Below are 16732 nucleotides of genomic sequence, written 5' to 3'. Positions count from 1 at the left end.
CTTTTACCTCTTTCGTACCAGTACGCCGGACAGCTCGCGCAACAGGGTGGCCCTACCGGGCTTGGCCCGATGGGCCAGGACGTCGAAGCCGACGTCCTTGATCGCGGACACGGCCGCTCGTCCGCCGGCCACGAATCCGGCGATCGCGAGGCGTTCGCGCCCTCGCAGTGTCCCCGCGAGCGGTGCGCCGGAGCGCAACAACAACGTCGCGCGGTGGGCTTCGTAGGCGATCAGTCGGCGTACGGCGGGCGTCGCGGTGGGCGCGGCCAGATCGGCCTCGGTGACGCCGAACCGGTCCAGGTCCTCCTGGGGGAGGTAGATCCGGTCGCGGCCCAGGTCCTCGACGACGTCCTGCAGGTGCTCGACGATCTGCAGCGCGGTGCAGATCTCGTCGGAGTAAGCGATCCGCTCCTCGGTGGCCCGGCCGAACACGTGCAGCACGATCCGGCCGACCGGATCGGCGGACAGCGCACAGTAGGCGACCAAGTCCGCATGGGTCGCGTAGCGGCGGACCACCTGGTCCTGCCGGTTGGCCTGGATCAGCCCCAGGAACGGCTCGATCGGCAGGTCGAGTTCGCGCACGCTCGGTTGCAGCCGGCGCAGCACCTCGAGCCTGGGGGTGCCGGTGTAGACGCGGCGCAGGTCCTGCTCGAACGCGTCGAGCTGGGCGAGTCGATCCCCTCGCGCCTCGTCGCCGATGTCGTCCACCAGGCGGGCGAAGCCGTAGACGGCCAGCAGGTGCCGGCGGTGGTCGGGACGCAGGATCCCCATCGCCACGGGAAAGTTCTCGTGGCCGGCCTGGCGCATGACCACGTCCGGGTCGATGACCGCGGCGTCGATGCCCGCCGAGTCGTCCAGGCCCGTGTCGGGCTCGCGCTCGAGACCGCGGGAATCACTCCCCATAACTCTCCCTGGGCCCCCGAAAACATTCCCAACATTACAGTTGGCCAGGAATTCGTGCCGTCCCGGTCGGTCTGACGGTTCAGCTTGCCCGATCGAAGTCGGATCGATCAAGCACCGAGAACACGCGTGTCATAGCTCACCCGGACTTTTCCTTCACGAAACACTTTTGTTATCACCACGAACGCCCTGGCCGGCGATGGTGTTCCCCGTACCACACAGGACGTCCGGCATGCCCTGGTGGATTCCGGGCACCTGGGGAGGTTTCGTTCCGCGAACCCTCCCTGTGGAGTAGTGCGGAGTTCCGCCTTCCGCATGAGGAGTACCGCGATTATCCGTGCCCAATGGACCAAGCGGGGTCGATAAAGCGAGTGGCCGGCGAAATGTTGATCAACTTTCCGGATTTGCGGAATACCCGGAGGATAGCGCGCGCGTCGACACGCCGCCGTAGACCGAATCGATACCCGAATGCGCGACCACAGTCGACCCGGGTCGCCTAACGGTCCGCGCATCCGGGACTTTTGCCCCTGCGCACGCCGGCCGCGCGCGGGCAAGCTTGAGGGATGGCGGACGACACGATTCGACACCCCGGGGCGCCGGTGGACCTCGCCCCGAGGGACGCGCTGGGCCTGATGGCCTCGGTGCCGATCGGCCGGGTCGTGTTCAACCTGGACGCGCTGCCCGCGATCCTGCCGGTGCACTTCCGCTTCGACCGGGGTGCGCTCACCTTCCGCACGGCGGCCGACCAGCGCGTGCACGCGGCGCTGCACGACTGTGTCTGCGCGTTCGAGGCGGACTCCTACGACCCACACGCGCACACCGGCTGGACGGTCACCGTCACCGGGCGGGTGCTGCGGGTGGACGAGCCGACCGAGTGCACCCGGCTGGCCCGGCTGCTGCCGCGCACGTGGGACACGGGTCGGCCGCACCGGATCTTCCGGCTCGACCCGGAGGTGGTCGCCGGGCGGCTGCTCGGGCCGGCCGGCGCGCCGATATCGGCCTGAACTCACCGAGGGTGGTGGCAGGCCACCTCCACGTCGCCGAGCGGTTCGGCGAGCGGTCGCCGTTCGACGCACACCTCGGTCGCGAACGGACAGCGCGGGTGGTACCCGCAACCGGCCGGCGGGTCGAGCGGCGAGGGCACCTCGCCGACGATGCCCTCGCCGAGGGCCGCCGCGCTCGCCGGGCCGACCCGGGCCGGATCGGGCACCGGCACACTGGCCAGCAGGGCGAGCGGATACGGATGCCGCGGCCGGGCCAGCACCCGCTCGGCCGGGCCCAGTTCCACGATCCGCCCCAGGTACATCACCGCAGCCCGATCGGCGAGCCGGCGGGCGATGTCGATCTCGTGGGTGATCACCACGATCGCCAGGTCCAGGTCGGCCCGCAGCCGCAGCAGCAGCTCGACCACCGTCGCCTTGACACTCGCGTCCAGGCTCGCGGTCGGCTCGTCCAACACCAGGACGCGCGGGCGCACCGACAACGCGCGCGCGAGCACCAGGCGGGCCAGTTCGCCGCCGCTGACCTCACCGGGCAGCCGGTCCAGGTGATCCGCCGTCAGGCCCACCCGCTCGACCAGATCCAGGACCAGCGCGTCCCGTTCGGCCCGGTTCGCGGCCAACCCGTGCACCCGCAGCGGCTGATGCAACGCGTGCCGCAGGGTGCGCCGGCGGTTGAACGCGGCGCGCGGGTTCTGCGTGACCAGTTGGATCAGCCGCTGATCGGCGGGGGTACGGACGCCGGCCAACTCGCGCCCGGCGAGCGAGACGGTGCCGGCCGTCGCGGTATCGAGACCCGCGAGCACGCGGGCCACGGTGGTCTTCCCGGACCCGGACTCCCCGACGATCGTGAGCACCTCCCCGGCCGCCACCTCGAACGAGACATCCTCGACCGCCGCCACCACCCGCGGCCCGACCCGCCGAAATCCCGGCGCACGCGGCAGGGTGAACCGCCTGGTCAGCCCGGACACGCCCAACAACGCGGTCACGACCCGACCCCCTCGTCCCCCCGGTGACAGCCCACATCGCGCGCACCGAACCCGACGGCCGGCCCGCGCGCGCCCGAAAGCGCGGCCTCCCGTTCCACCCGACGGCGGCCCGGATCGCCCCCCACACGCCCGAGGCCCGGCCCGCGCGCGCTCGACGCCGCCGTCACGACCCATCCCCCCGCCCCACGCAGTGGCACCGCACCTCGTTCGGGCCGTGCCGGATCGGGTCGGGCATACGCTCGTGGCACACGTCCAGCACGTCCGGGCAGCGCGGCGCGAACGGGCAGCCGGGGAGCAGGTTCGCGCCGTCCGGGCTGCCCTCGACCGCGCGCAGCGGTCGGTCGGCCGGGGTCGTGGCGGGCATCGCGGCGATCAGCGCCCTGGTGTACGGATGCCGGGGCGCGGCGAAGATCTCCCGCACCGGCGCCGTCTCCACGAGCCGCCCGCCGTACATCACGCCCACCCGATCACAGATCGTGGACACCACCGCGAGGTCGTGCGAGACGTAGACCATGGCCAGCCCGAGCTTGTCCCGCAGGGTCAGCAACAACCGCAACACCTGCGCCTGTACGGTCGCGTCCAGGGTCGTGGTCGGCTCGTCGGCGAGGAGCAGCGCGGGCTCGTGGGCCAGCGCCGCGATCGCGATCACCACCCGCTGGAGTTGCCCGCCGGAGAAGCCGCCCGGCAGATCGTGCGGCCGGTCCAGGACCGGACCCAGGCCGATCCCGAGCAGCGTCTCGCGTACCTCGACATCGTCGAGCCGATCGCCGAGATACCAGCGCAGTTGGCGCACCACCGGGGTGGTCGGCGCCAGCGAGGTCATCGGCTGTTGCGGAACGAACGCCAGTCGGCGACCGCGTACCCGGCGCAGTTCCCGCTCGCGCATCGCGACCAGGTCCGCGCCCTCGAACTCGAGGCCCGCCGCCCGGCGCCGCGCACCGGCCGGCAGCAGGCCGGTCAGCGCGGCACACACGCTGCTCTTGCCGCTGCCCGACTCGCCGACCAGACCCAGGATCTCGCCCGGCGCCACGTCGAAGGAGACCCCGCGCACCGCGGGCACCGAACCGGCCGACCCGCGATAGGTGACGTCGAGATCGCGCACCCGCAACAGCGGCGTCGCGCTCGCGCTCGTCCTCGTACTCGTACTCGTACTCGTCATCAAACGAACCGCAGGTGTTGCGGATCGAGCCGGCTGATCCGCAACATCGTCGGGTCCAACGGCGACAGTTCGGCCCGCTGGGCGAGCGCCAGCTTCGGGTACACCGGCGGGGTGATCACCGCGTCCTCCGCGAGCAACCGGTCCACCCGGCCCAGCGCGGCCACCCGTTCCGCGGCGTCCGAGGTCTGCCAGATGGTGTCGATCAGCCGGTCCACCTCGGGGTTGGCGTAGCCGCAGGAGAGCACGTTGGTGGAGCCCGCCGGGGCGAGGGTGAGGTAGTTCGCCGGGCCGGACGTGAAGCCCGACGAGAAGGTGTTCATCAGCATGTCGTAGTCGCGCGAGAGCCACTTGTTCGACCATGGCCCGCCCGGGAGTTGCTCGATGGTGACGTCGAGGCCGACCTGCTTCCAGCCCGCGACCAGCACCTGGGCGATGTCGCGGATCCCCTGGTTGGTACCGATGGTGACGGTGAACGAGCGCTTGGACGTCTTGGCCCGGGCCAGCGACTCGCGGGCCCGGGTCAGGTCCGGCGTGGGCGGGAAGGGCTGCAACGCGGCGTCGTAGCCGAGTTCGGCAGGCCCGATCGGCCCCTGCCCGATGGTGCCCTCGCCGCCGTACACCCGCTGGAGTACGCCCTGGCGGTCCATCGAGAGCGCGACCGCCCTACGGAAGTCGGGGTCGCTGAACGGCTCCTTGCGCATCATCACGTAGCTGAGCACGTCCAGTGGCGCCTCGGTGAGCACCAGCGCCAGCGACTTGTCCCTGCGGATCGTGTCGAACGTGGCGAAGGACGGCGTGGTGATCAGGTCGACCTTGCCCTGCCGCAGGCTCAGTACCCGGGTGTTGGCGTCGCTGAAGACGGTGTACTCGATGCCCTTGAACGCGGGCGCGGCGCCGCCGCTGTACTGGCCGCCGTGGTAGCGGTCGAAGCGGGAGAGGGTGAAGCTCTGGCCGGCCACGAACCGGTCCAGCCGGTACGGCCCGGTGCCCATCATGGTGTCCTTGCGGGCCACGAAGTCCTTGTGGGTGATGGGCAGGTTGGTCAGGTGCGAGCGGAGCAGGCCGTAGGGCTTGCTCAGCACGATCCGTACCGTGTGCTCGTCCACCTTCTCGAACCGGGAGAGGTAGCCGAGCATGTAGGTGATCCACTCGCTGCCCGCCGCCAGATCGAGCATGTGCGCGAGGGTGGCCACCACGTCGTCCGCCGTGAACGGCGCGCCGTTGTGCCAGGTCACGCCTTGACGCAGGCGGATCGTCCAGGCCAACTTGTCGTCGCTGAGCTCCGGTTCGCCGTCGGCCAGGAGCGGCACCGAGGCGAGCTTGGCGTCGTAGCCGTACAGGCTCTCCATGATCGGCTCGGCGATCCACCGGGTGATCTCCGAGCCGGAGTCGAGCGGATTGAGGCTGCTGGGCGCGGAGGCGACGCCGATCCGCAGGATGCCGTCCCGGTGCCGGTCGGCCACCCGCTTGGCACCGGAGGAGCTCGAACACGCGGTGAGCACGCCCGTGCCGCCGGCCGCCGCGAGCGCCGCGAGGCCGAGAAAGCCTCGACGGTTCAGGCCGACTGTGCGTACCGGTGTCACGGGGTCTCCTTCGAAATGGGGCTCGGAGTCGGGCTCGGAATCGGGGTTGGGGTCGGGGTTGGGGTCGGGGTCTGGGTCTGGGTCTGGGTCTGGGTCTGGGTCTGGGTCGATCGTGCCGGGCGCCTCGCGGCCGGGTCGCCGAGCAGGTTGAAGCCCAGGATGCCGAGCACCAGGACCGTGCCGGGCAGCGTGGCGTACCACCAGTCGCCGCCGATGATCTGCCCGCCGGCGTCGGCGATCAGATTGCCCAGGGTGGCCGTCGGCGGGGCCACGCCCAGGCCCAGGAAGCTCAGGCCGCCCTCGGCGAAGACCGCGATGGCCATCGCCAGGCACGCCTGGCCGAGCACCGGCGGCCAGACGTTGACCAGCACCTCGCGAAAGAGGATCTCCCGGGTCGGCACGCCCAGTCCGCGCAGGTTGGCCACGTAGTCCTCCTGCATCTCCACCACCGTCGCGGCCCGCGCGACCCGGGCGAAGTAGGGCACGAAGCCCAGTCCGATGGCGAATGCCACGCGGGCCCCGTTGCCGACGGTGACCGGCCCGAAGTGCATGTCCGCGGTGCCCATCAGGCCGATCAGAAACATCACGAAGACGAACTGCGGGAGCGCCTGGAGGGTTTCCACCGTGCGCATCAGCAGCCCGTCCAGCCGGCCGCCGTGCCGGTAGCCGGCGAGTAGGCCGAGCGGCATGCCGACCACGACCGCGAAGCCGACCGAGGTCAGGCAGATCAGCAGCGAGGTCCAGGCGCCCTGCGCGGTCCGGGCGAGCAGGTCGCGACCGAGGTGGTCGGTGCCGAACGGATGGTCGAGCGACGGCGCCTCGGGCCCCGGGGTGACCAGTGCGGTGGGGTCGCCGTGCAGCCGGCCGACGGTGGCGACCAGGAGGTAGAGCAGCACGCAGGTCAGCCCGAGCCAACCGGCCACGCCCAGGCGCGGCAGCCGCAGCCGGGCCCTCATCCGGCCACCCGCCCGAGTTCGTCCCGGCCGCGGCCGTGGACGCCGGTACGCGGATCCACCAGCGGGTAGAGCAGGTCGACCACCAGGTTCAGCAGCAGGAAGATCGCCGAGGTGGCCACACACGCGCCCAGCGCGAGCGGATAGTCCTGCCGCTGGAAGGCGGTGACCATCAGCTGCCCGATCCCCGGAATCTGGAACACGTTCTCGATCAGTACGGTGCCCGAGAGCAGCCCGCCGATCAATACGCCGGCCACCGTCAGCGTCGGCACCAGCGCGCCGCGCAGCGCCACCCGACGCAGCGTCAGCCATCGCGACCCGCCCATCGCGCGCGCGAACAGCGCGTGGTCGGAGGCCATCGCGTCGGCCAGGCCGCCGCGCAACGAGCGGGTGAGCATCGCGAAGGTGGCCAGGCCGAGCACAATCGCGGGCAGCACGAGCACCTTCAGGTTGGTCGCGGGGTCCTCGGTGAAGGTGACGAAGCCGCCCGCGTTGGGGAGCAGGTCGGGATGACTGTCGCCGACCAGTACGAGCGCGACCACCGCGAGCCAGTAGCCCGGCAGCGACATCGCCAGCACGGTCAACACCCGGGTGCCGTGGTCGACCGCCCCGCCCCGGCGCAGCACCGACCACGCGCCCAGGAGGGCAGCCGGGACGAGTGCGAACACCGAGGCGAGCAGCCCGAGTTCGAGCGAGATCGGCAGCGCCCGGCCGATCTGGTCGGCCACCGAGGAGTCGTCGTAGAGCGAGTTGCCCAGATCCCCGTGCAGCGCGCCGCCGAGATAGTCGAGGTATTGGGTGAGCAGCGGGCGATCCAGGCCCATCCGGTGCTCGACCGCGGCGCGGGCCACCGGATCGGCCGCGACCTGCGGCGCGAGCTGGTTGACCGGGCTCACCGGGGAGGCGTGCAGCAGCAGGAACAGGCCGGTCACGACGGCGAACATGACCACGACGACGCCGAGGACGCGCCGCACCAGGTAGTTCGTCATCTCTCTCCTGCCGATCGATACGCCGTCCATTGTCGGACGGCGCATCGAACGGTGGGCCCCCGGGGCGTGCGGTGTGTCCCGCCCGGGCGTCGGGCGGCGGTCGGGCGGTGTCGGGCAGTGGTCAGGCGGTCTTGCGGAACCGCTCCAGGTCCTGCCCGAGTTCGCGCAGTACGGCGCTGTTGATGTCGTACGCGAACAGCACCTCCTGGATCACCAGTTCCTGCTCCTGCGCGTCCCACGGGGCGTTGTTCATCGCGGCCCGGTAGGCGTCCTTCCACACGGTCAGATCGCCGAGCCGGTCGAACACGTAGAAGTCGCTGCCCTGGGTGCCCGGCAGGTCGTAGTGCTTGCGCATCTGCTTGGCGATGAACTGGCCGCCGGACATGTCGCCGAGGTAGCGGGTGTAGTGGTGCGCGACGAAGCCGCCGGCCCAGTCGTAGCACTTCTCCCGCATCCGGTCGGCGTAGCGCCGGGTGGCCTCGTTGGCGGGCCACCGCTCCTTCCAGTCGGCGCCGGCCAGGAAGCGCATGTCGGCCTCCAGGATGGCCCGCCGGTCCAGCCGGGCGTCCGCGAACGGGGCGCCGATCGGGTCGTTGCGCATGGTGTCCGCGGCGTCGTCGAGGACCACGTAGGCCCAGTAGTGCTGGGCCACCATCGCGGTGTACGCGTCCCGGGTCAGCTCGCCCTTCATCAGCGCCTCGAGGAAGCCCGAGCCCTCGGCCTCCTGGTGGAAGGCCCACGAGCGCTTGCGCAGCGACTCGGCGAAGGTCGGGGTGGCACCGGCGGTCTCGGCGGTCTCGGTCGTGGTCATGAGGTTTCCCCTAGGTGCGACAAGATCCACCGAACGCGCACGAAGTACGTGGGAATCACGTGGCAATCACGTAGGAAGTCACGTAGGAAGTCACGTAGGAATGCGTGCGAACGGTGCGAACTGTGATGGATGGGCGACGATGCCCGTGCGGATTGGGCACTTTTGCCCAGGGCGAAGCACTCCCGGCGATTCGGGTCGCCACCCGTTTCCACCGGCCCTCGCAGTCTGTGTGGCGCGATGCGGTGCCGTCAATAAGTTACCGACAACTTGTCGGCACGTTGTCGGCGGGGTCGCGTTCGACCCGATCGACGGCCGGGAGGAGCATGTATCGATGCCCGCTCCGGGCCCGTCGCGAGCACCTTCGGGGTCACCCCCGCAGGTTCCGGCGACCGGACCCGGTCTTAGGATAGCCTCACCTCCAATCATTCCGTACGCAGTCGTACGGTCGGCCCAGAGGACACCACGTGAGCCCAGCCCGTACCGGACGCCTCGGCGGCGCCGTCGTCGCCGTGATCCTCCTGCTCGCCTGGTCGGCCGTCGGCCTGGCCGGCCCCGCGCACGCGTCGGGTACCCCGGCGGCGGGCAAGGCCACCCTGACCGCGGCGAAGACCACCGGACTGAACCCGGCGGGCGACGTGGTCAAGCTGGTCGGCAAGGGCTTCACGCCGGGAGTGCGGCTGTTCATCCTGCCCTGCGACCCGGCCCAGGGCGCGGGCCGCGCGTGCGACATGGGCTCGTTCGCCGGACCCACCGAGGCGGACGCGACCGGCTCGTTCAGCACCGACGTCAAGGTCATCGCCAAGTTCGGCGCGGTCGACTGCCTCAAGACCCGCTGTGCGATCGCCACGTCCAACTCGGCCAACGGCAAGGACCGTACGCAGGAGGCCTACCTGCCGATCGGCTTCGAGGGCGAGGCCCCGGGCCTGCCCGCGAGCCCGGCCCCGGCCACGGCGGCCCCGCAGGCGGGTGCGCCGGGGGCCGGCGGGGCGCCGCAGACCTCGGCTCAGGCGCCGGCCGCGGCGCCGAGTGCCGCGGCCGGTCAGGCCGCGTCGAAGTCCTCGTCCGAGAAGGACGACGGCGACGACAACACCGGGCTGATCATCGGCGTGGTCGCCGCCGTCGTGGTGGTCCTGGCCATCGCCGGCGCGGTCGTGGTCAAGCGCCGCCGGCCGAGCGCCTGATCCGCCGCTCCCCCATCTTCTTGTCCCTCGTTCCCAGCGTTCCCAGCCTTCGGAGCAACTCCATGCGCAAGTCCCGTACGACGGTCGCCGCCGTCGCCGCCGCCGGTGCGATCGGCCTCGGCCTCACCACGTTCGCCGCCGCGCCCGCGTCGGCCGCCGACGCGCCGACCATCACCCTGTCCAAGTCCACCGGCCTGGCCGCCGGCGGCGAGGAGATCACGGTCACCGGCAAGGGCTACAAGCCGGGCAAGGGCGTCTACATCGCGCAGACCGTGGCCAAGCCGGCCGGAGGGGTGCCCACCCAGTACGGCAATGCGGGCTATGTCCCGCAGGTCGGTCCGGACGGCACCTTCTCGGTGAAGATCAAGCCCGCGCAGACCTTCGAGGGCAAGGACAAGACGAAGGTCGACTGCGCCGCCACCGCGTGCTTCGTGGCCACGTTCAACGACCACACCGACATCGCCAACCGGGACCAGGACGTCTGGATGCCGGTGACCTTCGGCACCGCCCCCGCCGCCCCCGCCACGCAGCCGCCCGCCGGCACCACGCCGCAGACCGGCGCCACCACCGAGGCCGGGCAGCCGCAGCTGCCCAAGACCGGCGCGTCGAGCACGCAGCTCGGCTACCTGGGCGCGGGCATCCTGGTGGTCGGCGTGGGCGCGGTGTTCGCGTCGCGTCGGCGCCGCGACTCGGTGCGCGGCTGACCCATCCTCGACCCCTACCGCCGGAGGCGACCCGCATGAGCGAGGCGACCGTCAACCCGTTCGGACCGGACGCGATCACCGCCGTCCGCAAGCACATGAACGACGACCACCCCGACGACTGCCTGCTCATCGCGCGCGGCCTGGGCGGACAACCCGAGGCCACCGCGGCGACGATGACCGGCCTGGACGGCGAAGCGGCCTACTACTCGGCGATCGTGGCGGGCGAGCCGGTCGCGGTGCGCGTGCCGTGGAGCCGGTCGATCACCGAGCGGCGCGAGGTGCGCATCGAGGTCGTCGCGCAGTACCACGCGGCCTGCGAGGCACTCGGCGTGCCGGCGCGCGGCGAGGGCGAGCACTGAGCGGCGCGGCCGATCGGCAGGAACCGGCGAGCGGATCGGCAGGAACCGGCAGGCCGATCGGCCCGACCACCTACCTGTGGTCACCCGTACTGGTGGTCACCCGTACTTGTAGTCACACGTACCTGTAGTCACCTGTACGTGTAGTCGTCACCTGTACGTGTAACACGTGTCATGCCGACGACCCGGGAGGAAGGTCTCCCGGGTCGTCGGCGTTGTCGTGTCCGGGAAAACCAGTCGGCCGCACCTGTACCAATAGATATAGTGAGCTTCGCTCAGTACCAGGCTCCGCCCCTCGACGCGCCCCGCGCTCCTCCGCCCCCCGAATGAAGGCCCCAGCCGCATGCCGCCCATATCCGCGTCACGTCTCAGCCAGAAGGTCGTGGTCGGCGCCGTCTTCGTCGCCGCGATGTTCGTCAACATCCTCGACGTCACCATCATCAACGTCGCGCTGCCCGCCATCGGCAAGGACCTCGGCGCGTCCCAGGCATCGCTGGCCACGGTCGCGGTCGGCTACCTGGTGAGCCTGGCGGTGTTCATCCCCGCCTCCGGCTGGCTCGGCGACCGGTTCGGCACCAAGCGGATCTTCCTGATCGCCCTGGCCGTCTTCACCGGCGCGTCCGCACTGTGCGGCCTGGCGCAGAGCATCGACCAGCTCGTCCTGTTCCGCATCCTCCAGGGCGCGGGCGGCGGCATGTTGACCCCGGTCGGCATGGCCATGATGTTCCGGGTCTTCCCGCCCGAGGAGCGCGTGCGCGCGTCCCGCATCCTGATGGTCCCCACCGCACTGGCCCCCGCACTCGGCCCGGTACTCGGCGGCCTGCTCGTGGACAAGGCGTCCTGGCACTGGGTCTTCTACATCAACCTGCCGGTGGGCCTGGCCGCGTTCGTGTTCGGCCTGGTCTTCCTGGAGGAGTACCGGAACCCGAAGGCGGGCCGCTTCGACCTGCCGGGCTTCGTCCTCTCCGGCGCGGGCTTCGCGCTGCTCATGTACGCGCTGAGCGAGGGCGCGTCCAAGGGCTGGGGCTCGCCGATCATCCTGTCCACCGGAATCGCCGGACTGATCCTGTGTATTGCCATGGTCTTCGTCGAACTCCGGGTCAAGGAGCCGATGTTGCACCTGCGCCTGCTCCGCGACCGGCTGTTCGTCAGCACCAACGTGGTCTCGATGGTCAACTCGGCCGCGTTCCTGGGCGTGCTGTACGTCTTCCCGCTGATGCAGCAGCAGGCGTTCGGGAAGAGCGCCCTGGAGACCGGCCTGCTCACCTTCCCCGAGGCGTTCGGCGTGGTGCTCGCCACCCAGTGGGTCTCGCGCCTGTACCCGGTGGTCGGCCCGCGCCGGTTGATGGCGGGCGGCCTGCTCGGCATCGGCGCGTGTGCGGCGCTGCTCTCGCTGGTCGACGGGGACACCTCGGCGGCGCTGATCGTGGTGCTGATGTTCTGCACCGGCGCGTCGATGGCCCACGTGATGATCCCGATGCAGGCGGCGGCGTTCGCGCGTACGGCCCCGGCGGACAACGGCCGCGCCTCGACCATCTTCAACGTCCAGCGCCAACTCGGCTCGGCCCTCGGCGTCGCGCTGCTGGCCAGCGTGCTGGCCGGGATCGGCACGATGACCATCAAGTCCGGTGCCGCCCCCAGCCCGAACCTGCACGCCTACCACGTGGCCTTCCTGGTCGCGGCGGGCCTGGCGGTGCTCGGCGCGATCGCCGCCTTGACGATCCGCGACAACGACGCGGCCTCGACACTCCGGAAGAAGACCGAGGTGGTCCCGGCGGGCGAGCCGATCACGGAGAGCGCGGCGGTCTGAGTCAACGCCTACCCGGGCTGATTTGCTTTGTCCGGCGTTTTGCTTTGTTTGGCGTTCGGGGACAACGCGTCCGAGGACAACGCGTCCGGGTGGCGGACCGGATCCGAGTCGGCGCGGGGCGCCCCGTACGGTACGAATCCTCGGTATCAGCGCGGAATCAATGCGGAATCGACGCGGGAATCAACGCGGGAATCGACGCGGACAAGCGCCTGGGTGGATGGAGAGTCGGTCGTGAGCGAGCGCAACGTGGTCTGGCACGAGGGCGGTGTGACGCGCGAGCGGCGTCCGGCGCTCGGGGCGACGATCTGGTTCACCGGCCTGTCCGGCTCGGGCAAGTCCACGGTCGCGGTGATCGCCGAACGGCTCCTGGTCGAGCGCGGGGTCACCGCGTACCGGCTGGACGGGGACAACGTCCGGCTCGGCCTCAATGGTGACCTCGGATTCGGCCCCGAGGACCGTACGGAGAACATCCGCCGCGTCGGCGAGGTGGCCCGGCTGTTCGCCGACGCGGGTGTGATCGCGATCGTCCCGGTGATCAGCCCCTATCGCGCCGACCGCGACCGGGTCCGGGCCCTGCACGCCGGGGACGGGCTGCCGTTCCTGGAGGTGTTCGTGGACACCCCGATCGAGGAGTGCGAACGCCGCGACCCGAAGGGCCTGTACGCGAAGGCGCGGCGCGGCGAGATCGGCGACTTCACCGGCATCTCGGCCCCGTACGAGGCCCCGGACGCCCCGGAGTTGCGCCTGACCCCGGCCGACGGCGACCCGGAGCAGCAGGCGGCCAAGCTGGTGGCGCTGCTGGACGCGACGCTGCTCGGGGGGTAGCGGGCCACCTGCTGACGTGATGTCAGGACCCGTGGATCCTTGGCGGATTCACGGGTCCTGACATCACGTCATATCGAATCGGGACTCGGTTCGGGACTCGGTTCGGGACTCAGTGCAGCAGACCACCCGTGGCGGGCTTGCGGCCGTGCTTCATCACCAGCGCGATCACCAGCGCCAGTACGCCGCACCCGATCAGGATCCAAAAGCCGGTGGTGAAGGCGTCCGTGGTGTACGTACAGCCCCGCTCGTTGCACGCGTCCTGGGTGGCCAGGCCCTGACCGCTCGGCGCCGGGCCGGTGATCCGCAGGCGGTTGTCGGTGAAGATCGGCGACAGGAGCGCGACGCCGACCGAGGCGCCGAAGGACTGGGCGACGACCAGCATGCTGGACGAGATGCCCTGCTGCTCCTGCGGTACGGCCTCGATGATCAGGTTCGGCGCGGCGGCGTAGTACATCCCGAAACCGATGCCGTAGACCACGCCGCAGATCAGCATCAGCTGCCACGAGTCGTGCAGGAACAGGTACATGAAGCCGGCCGCGGTCAGCGTCGCGACACCCACGACCATCGGCATCCGCAGCCCCCGGCGCTGCCCCCAAAGACCCGCCAGCGGGCCGGCGATCATGCTGGACATCGACTGCCAGATCAGTACGTGCAGCGCCAGTCCGAGCAGGGTGAAGCCGAGCGCGTAGTCGAGCGAGTCGTTGATCGACACGGCCGCCTTGACCTGGTCGGCGATCCCCGCCCACGTCGCCTCGGGCGCGCCCATGGCCTTGGCGCCCTGGACGGCGCCGGCGCCGTACTTGTCGAGCGTGTTCTGCTTGACGTCGTCCGGGGTCAGGCCCATGTAGCTGGTGAGGTAGTTCTGGATGCCGATGATCATGTTGGCCAGGAACGCGATCCCGAGCACGAGCGCTACGCGCGGGGCGGTGAGCAGCTTGAGGTCGATGATCGGGTTCGCGACCCGCTGCTCCCACAACACCCACAGCCCGATCACGAGCACGCCGACGATGGCGTACCCGAACGCGGACGGCCGACCCCAGCCCCAGGCCTGCCCCTGGCTGATGTACAGCAGGATCAACGCGAGTCCGGCGCCGAGGATGACGCCGCCGACGTAGTCCACTTTCTGCGGCACCCGCAGCTTGGACTCGGGCACCACGATCAACAGCAGCGGGATCAGGACGACCATGTAGACGACCAGGAACCAGAACAACGAGCGCCAGGTGTAGTGCTCGGTGAGCAGCCCGCCGACCACCGGCGCGAGCGCGGCCGACAGGCCGAGGCCGGTGGCCGAGACGCCGATCGCGACGGGGATGAACCTGCGCGGCATCAGGTCGCGGATCAGCCCGTACACGACGGCGGTCATCCCGAACGCGACCGCCTGGAGGGCGCGGCCGACCAGGAACAGCGGCCACGAACTGGTGAGCGCGCAGATCAGCGAGCCGAACAGGAACGAGACGCTGGTCGCGAGCAACAGCCGCTTCTTGCCGTAGACATCGGAAAGCTTGCCGATCAGCGGACTGACCGCGCCGCCGACCAGGCCCAGGATCACCACCATCCACGAGATGCTCTCGCCGACGGACCGAAACGACGGGGCGATCTCCGGCACGGCCGAGGAGATCATCGCGTACTGAAGCGGCACGACCTCGGAGAACATCACCACGACGGCCAGAACGGCGAACACCCGGCCTTTGGAAGCTCCTTCGAGTCGACCGGTGTCGACGGAGGAGGGATCGGGCTCGGCTTTGGGTTCGGGCTCCGGCTCGGGTTCGGGTTCGGGCTCCGGCGGCTTCGCGGGTACTTCAACGGTCGCAGACATACCGGTACTTTCCGTTCTGTGCAGGGGCGTGCACCGGACACGTGTCACTGCGGCGACACGCCCGGTTTTGTACGGAATCTTCGGGGCAAAGAGCCACTCGGCCTCGACGGGGCGGGCGCGTCTCGTGGACGATGCCAACCGGATCGGTGCACTCCAGCCGAACTGCTTGACAGTGTTTAGCACGTCAGAGGGAAGCGAGGAAGAGCGAGCGCGGGCGCGATGCCCACTGAATCCCGATTCGCAACAATAATTCCCTGACGCCTCGTCAGCTAGCTGTCGAAGTCCGAGGAGGAGAAGGAAGGCCAGCCAGGACGCGGCCGTTGCCACGGGGGTCGGCTTGGCCAGTTCGCGGCGGGGGCGGTTGGCGGGTTGGGCGTGGTGGTGTTGGGCTGGTGGGGTGGTTGGTCCTAGGTCTGGTCGGCGGGGCCGACTCGTGGCGGGTGGCCACCGTCTCGTCGTTGCTCGTCCCCTCCGGGGCCGGGGTCTTTGCTTGGTGCTCCGCATCCGTTGTTGCCCGTCCACTACGTGGCCGTTACCACCCTGGTCGGCTTCGCTGGCTCGCGGTCGGGGGCGGTTGTCGCTTGGCGTCGTGGTGTTGGGCTGGTGGCGTGGTGGCCCTGGGTCCGTTCGGCGGGGCCGGCTCGTGACGGCTGCCACCGCCTCGTCGTTGCACGTCCCCTCCGGGGCCGGGGTTTGCTTGGTGCTTCGCATCCGTTGTTGCCCGTCCACTACGTGGCCGTTACCACCCGGGACGGCTTCCTCTGACTCGCGGTCGGGGCCGTTGTGCATTGGGCGTCGTGCTGTTGGGCTGGCGCGCGGTGGCCCCGGGTCCGTTCGGCGGGGCCGGGTCGTGGCGGCTGCCACCGTCTCGTCGTTGCACGTCCCCTCCGGGGCCGGGGTCTTTGCTTGGTGCTCCGCATCCGTTGTTGCCCGTCCACTACGTGGCCGTCACTGCCCTGGACGGCATCCCCCGATTCGCGGTCGGGGGCGGTTGTCCGTGGGGCGTCGGGGTGTTCGGCCGCTGCGCAGGCGTTCCGGCCTCGTGCGAGTTGGTCGGTTTCCGTTCGGGGCGTGGGTTTGTCGGCTCGGGTTGCGCCGGTGGGGTGTGTGAGGCGCTGGGTTCTCCGTCGGCGTGCGGCCCTTTTTGTCTTGTCGTGCCTCGGTTTCGGCCCGGAGAGCACGAAACCCGCACTCGCCGGCCTGCGTAGATGCGGGTGCCGGGCAAAACCGCAGGTCACGCATCGCCCCAGGCCCTGGGAGTCTCGTCGGGATCCGGTTTCGGTCCCGAGGAGAGAGCGGGAGCCGTGAGGGGCTGCGAGACGCGGCATGGCCACCGGCCACCGAGGCCGCCAAGCGGCCGACCGCCCCCGACCACGAGCCAGGGAAGCCGACCAGGGCAGTGACGGCCACGTAGTGGACGGGCAACAACGGATGCGAAGCACCAAGAAAAAACCCCGGCCCCGGAGGGGACGAGCAACGACGAGACGGCGGCCACCTGCCACGAGACGGCCCCGCCGAACGGACCCAGAGCCACCGCGCCAGCAGCCCAACACCCCGACGCCCAAGCGGCCGACCGCCCCCGACCACGAATCGGGGAAGCCGACCAGGGCAGTAACGGCCACGTAGTGGACGGGCAACAACGGATGCGAAGCACCAAG

Annotated in this window: 14 protein-coding genes; 6 read left to right on the top strand and 8 right to left on the bottom strand. The window is 70.4% G+C overall.

All coding sequences use genetic code 11. The features are described from left to right. Positions 1 to 3 precede the first annotated feature (3 nt). On the bottom strand, positions 4 to 903 hold the full coding sequence (gene hpnC / locus ABIA38_RS41310) for a squalene synthase HpnC (RefSeq protein WP_424644151.1): 900 nt from the start codon (positions 901 to 903) through the stop codon (positions 4 to 6). Positions 904 to 1463: 560 nt separating this feature from the next. Here hpnC and ABIA38_RS41305 point away from each other — a divergent pair. Beyond that, positions 1464 to 1904: a pyridoxamine 5'-phosphate oxidase family protein gene (locus ABIA38_RS41305; RefSeq protein ID WP_424644150.1), complete on the top strand. Its 441-nt coding sequence runs from the start codon at positions 1464 to 1466 to the stop codon at positions 1902 to 1904. 2 nt (positions 1905 to 1906) lie between these two features. Here ABIA38_RS41305 and ABIA38_RS41300 read toward each other — a convergent pair whose 3' ends face one another. From ABIA38_RS41300 to ABIA38_RS41275, 6 genes are all read right to left on the bottom strand, one after another. Then, a complete protein-coding gene (locus ABIA38_RS41300; RefSeq protein WP_424644149.1) occupies positions 1907 to 2887 on the bottom strand; it encodes an oligopeptide/dipeptide ABC transporter ATP-binding protein in 981 nt (326 codons plus the stop codon). Positions 2888 to 3050: 163 nt separating this feature from the next. Beyond that, complete coding sequence (locus ABIA38_RS41295) at positions 3051 to 4046, bottom strand: ABC transporter ATP-binding protein (RefSeq protein ID WP_424644148.1); 996 nt, start codon at positions 4044 to 4046, stop codon at positions 3051 to 3053. After that, entirely contained in the window at positions 4046 to 5629 is a 1584-nt protein-coding gene (locus tag ABIA38_RS41290) for an ABC transporter substrate-binding protein (protein WP_424644147.1), read from the bottom strand. The genes ABIA38_RS41295 and ABIA38_RS41290 overlap by 1 nt, the downstream gene beginning before the upstream one ends. Next, a complete protein-coding gene (locus ABIA38_RS41285) occupies positions 5626 to 6585 on the bottom strand; it encodes an ABC transporter permease (RefSeq protein ID WP_424644146.1) in 960 nt (319 codons plus the stop codon). The genes ABIA38_RS41290 and ABIA38_RS41285 overlap by 4 nt, the downstream gene beginning before the upstream one ends. Next, positions 6582 to 7571: an ABC transporter permease gene (locus ABIA38_RS41280; RefSeq protein ID WP_424644145.1), complete on the bottom strand. Its 990-nt coding sequence runs from the start codon at positions 7569 to 7571 to the stop codon at positions 6582 to 6584. Before ABIA38_RS41280 ends, ABIA38_RS41285 begins: the two co-directional genes overlap by 4 nt. Before the next feature lie 121 nt (positions 7572 to 7692). After that, positions 7693 to 8382: a heme oxygenase (biliverdin-producing) gene (locus ABIA38_RS41275; RefSeq protein WP_424644144.1), complete on the bottom strand. Its 690-nt coding sequence runs from the start codon at positions 8380 to 8382 to the stop codon at positions 7693 to 7695. Between the two features lie 464 nt (positions 8383 to 8846). Here ABIA38_RS41275 and ABIA38_RS41270 point away from each other — a divergent pair, with 464 nt between their 5' ends. From ABIA38_RS41270 to cysC, 5 genes are all read left to right on the top strand, one after another. Beyond that, positions 8847 to 9563 carry a neocarzinostatin apoprotein domain-containing protein gene (locus ABIA38_RS41270; RefSeq protein WP_424644143.1) on the top strand — a complete coding sequence of 239 codons (717 nt, stop codon included), beginning with the start codon at positions 8847 to 8849 and terminating at the stop codon, positions 9561 to 9563. Positions 9564 to 9625: 62 nt separating this feature from the next. Continuing rightward, a complete protein-coding gene (locus tag ABIA38_RS41265) occupies positions 9626 to 10267 on the top strand; it encodes a neocarzinostatin apoprotein domain-containing protein (RefSeq protein ID WP_424644142.1) in 642 nt (213 codons plus the stop codon). Between the two features lie 35 nt (positions 10268 to 10302). Beyond that, positions 10303 to 10626: a DUF2470 domain-containing protein gene (locus ABIA38_RS41260; RefSeq protein ID WP_424644141.1), complete on the top strand. Its 324-nt coding sequence runs from the start codon at positions 10303 to 10305 to the stop codon at positions 10624 to 10626. Positions 10627 to 10966: 340 nt separating this feature from the next. Next, positions 10967 to 12433, top strand: a complete 1467-nt coding sequence (locus ABIA38_RS41255; protein ID WP_424644140.1) for an MDR family MFS transporter — start codon at positions 10967 to 10969, stop codon at positions 12431 to 12433. A 231-nt stretch (positions 12434 to 12664) separates the two neighbouring features. Further along, positions 12665 to 13258, top strand: a complete 594-nt coding sequence (gene cysC, locus ABIA38_RS41250; RefSeq protein WP_424644139.1) for an adenylyl-sulfate kinase — start codon at positions 12665 to 12667, stop codon at positions 13256 to 13258. Between the two features lie 109 nt (positions 13259 to 13367). On the opposite strand, the gene ABIA38_RS41245 is transcribed toward cysC, so the two are convergent. Continuing rightward, on the bottom strand, positions 13368 to 15074 hold the full coding sequence (locus ABIA38_RS41245; RefSeq protein WP_424644138.1) for an MFS transporter: 1707 nt from the start codon (positions 15072 to 15074) through the stop codon (positions 13368 to 13370). Positions 15075 to 16732: the final 1658 nt, after the last annotated feature.

Origin of the sequence: Embleya sp. AB8 (genome assembly GCF_049739465.1) — a bacterium.
Classification (GTDB): Bacteria; Actinomycetota; Actinomycetes; order Streptomycetales; family Streptomycetaceae; genus Embleya.
This window is presented reverse-complemented; position numbering and strand designations above follow the sequence as displayed.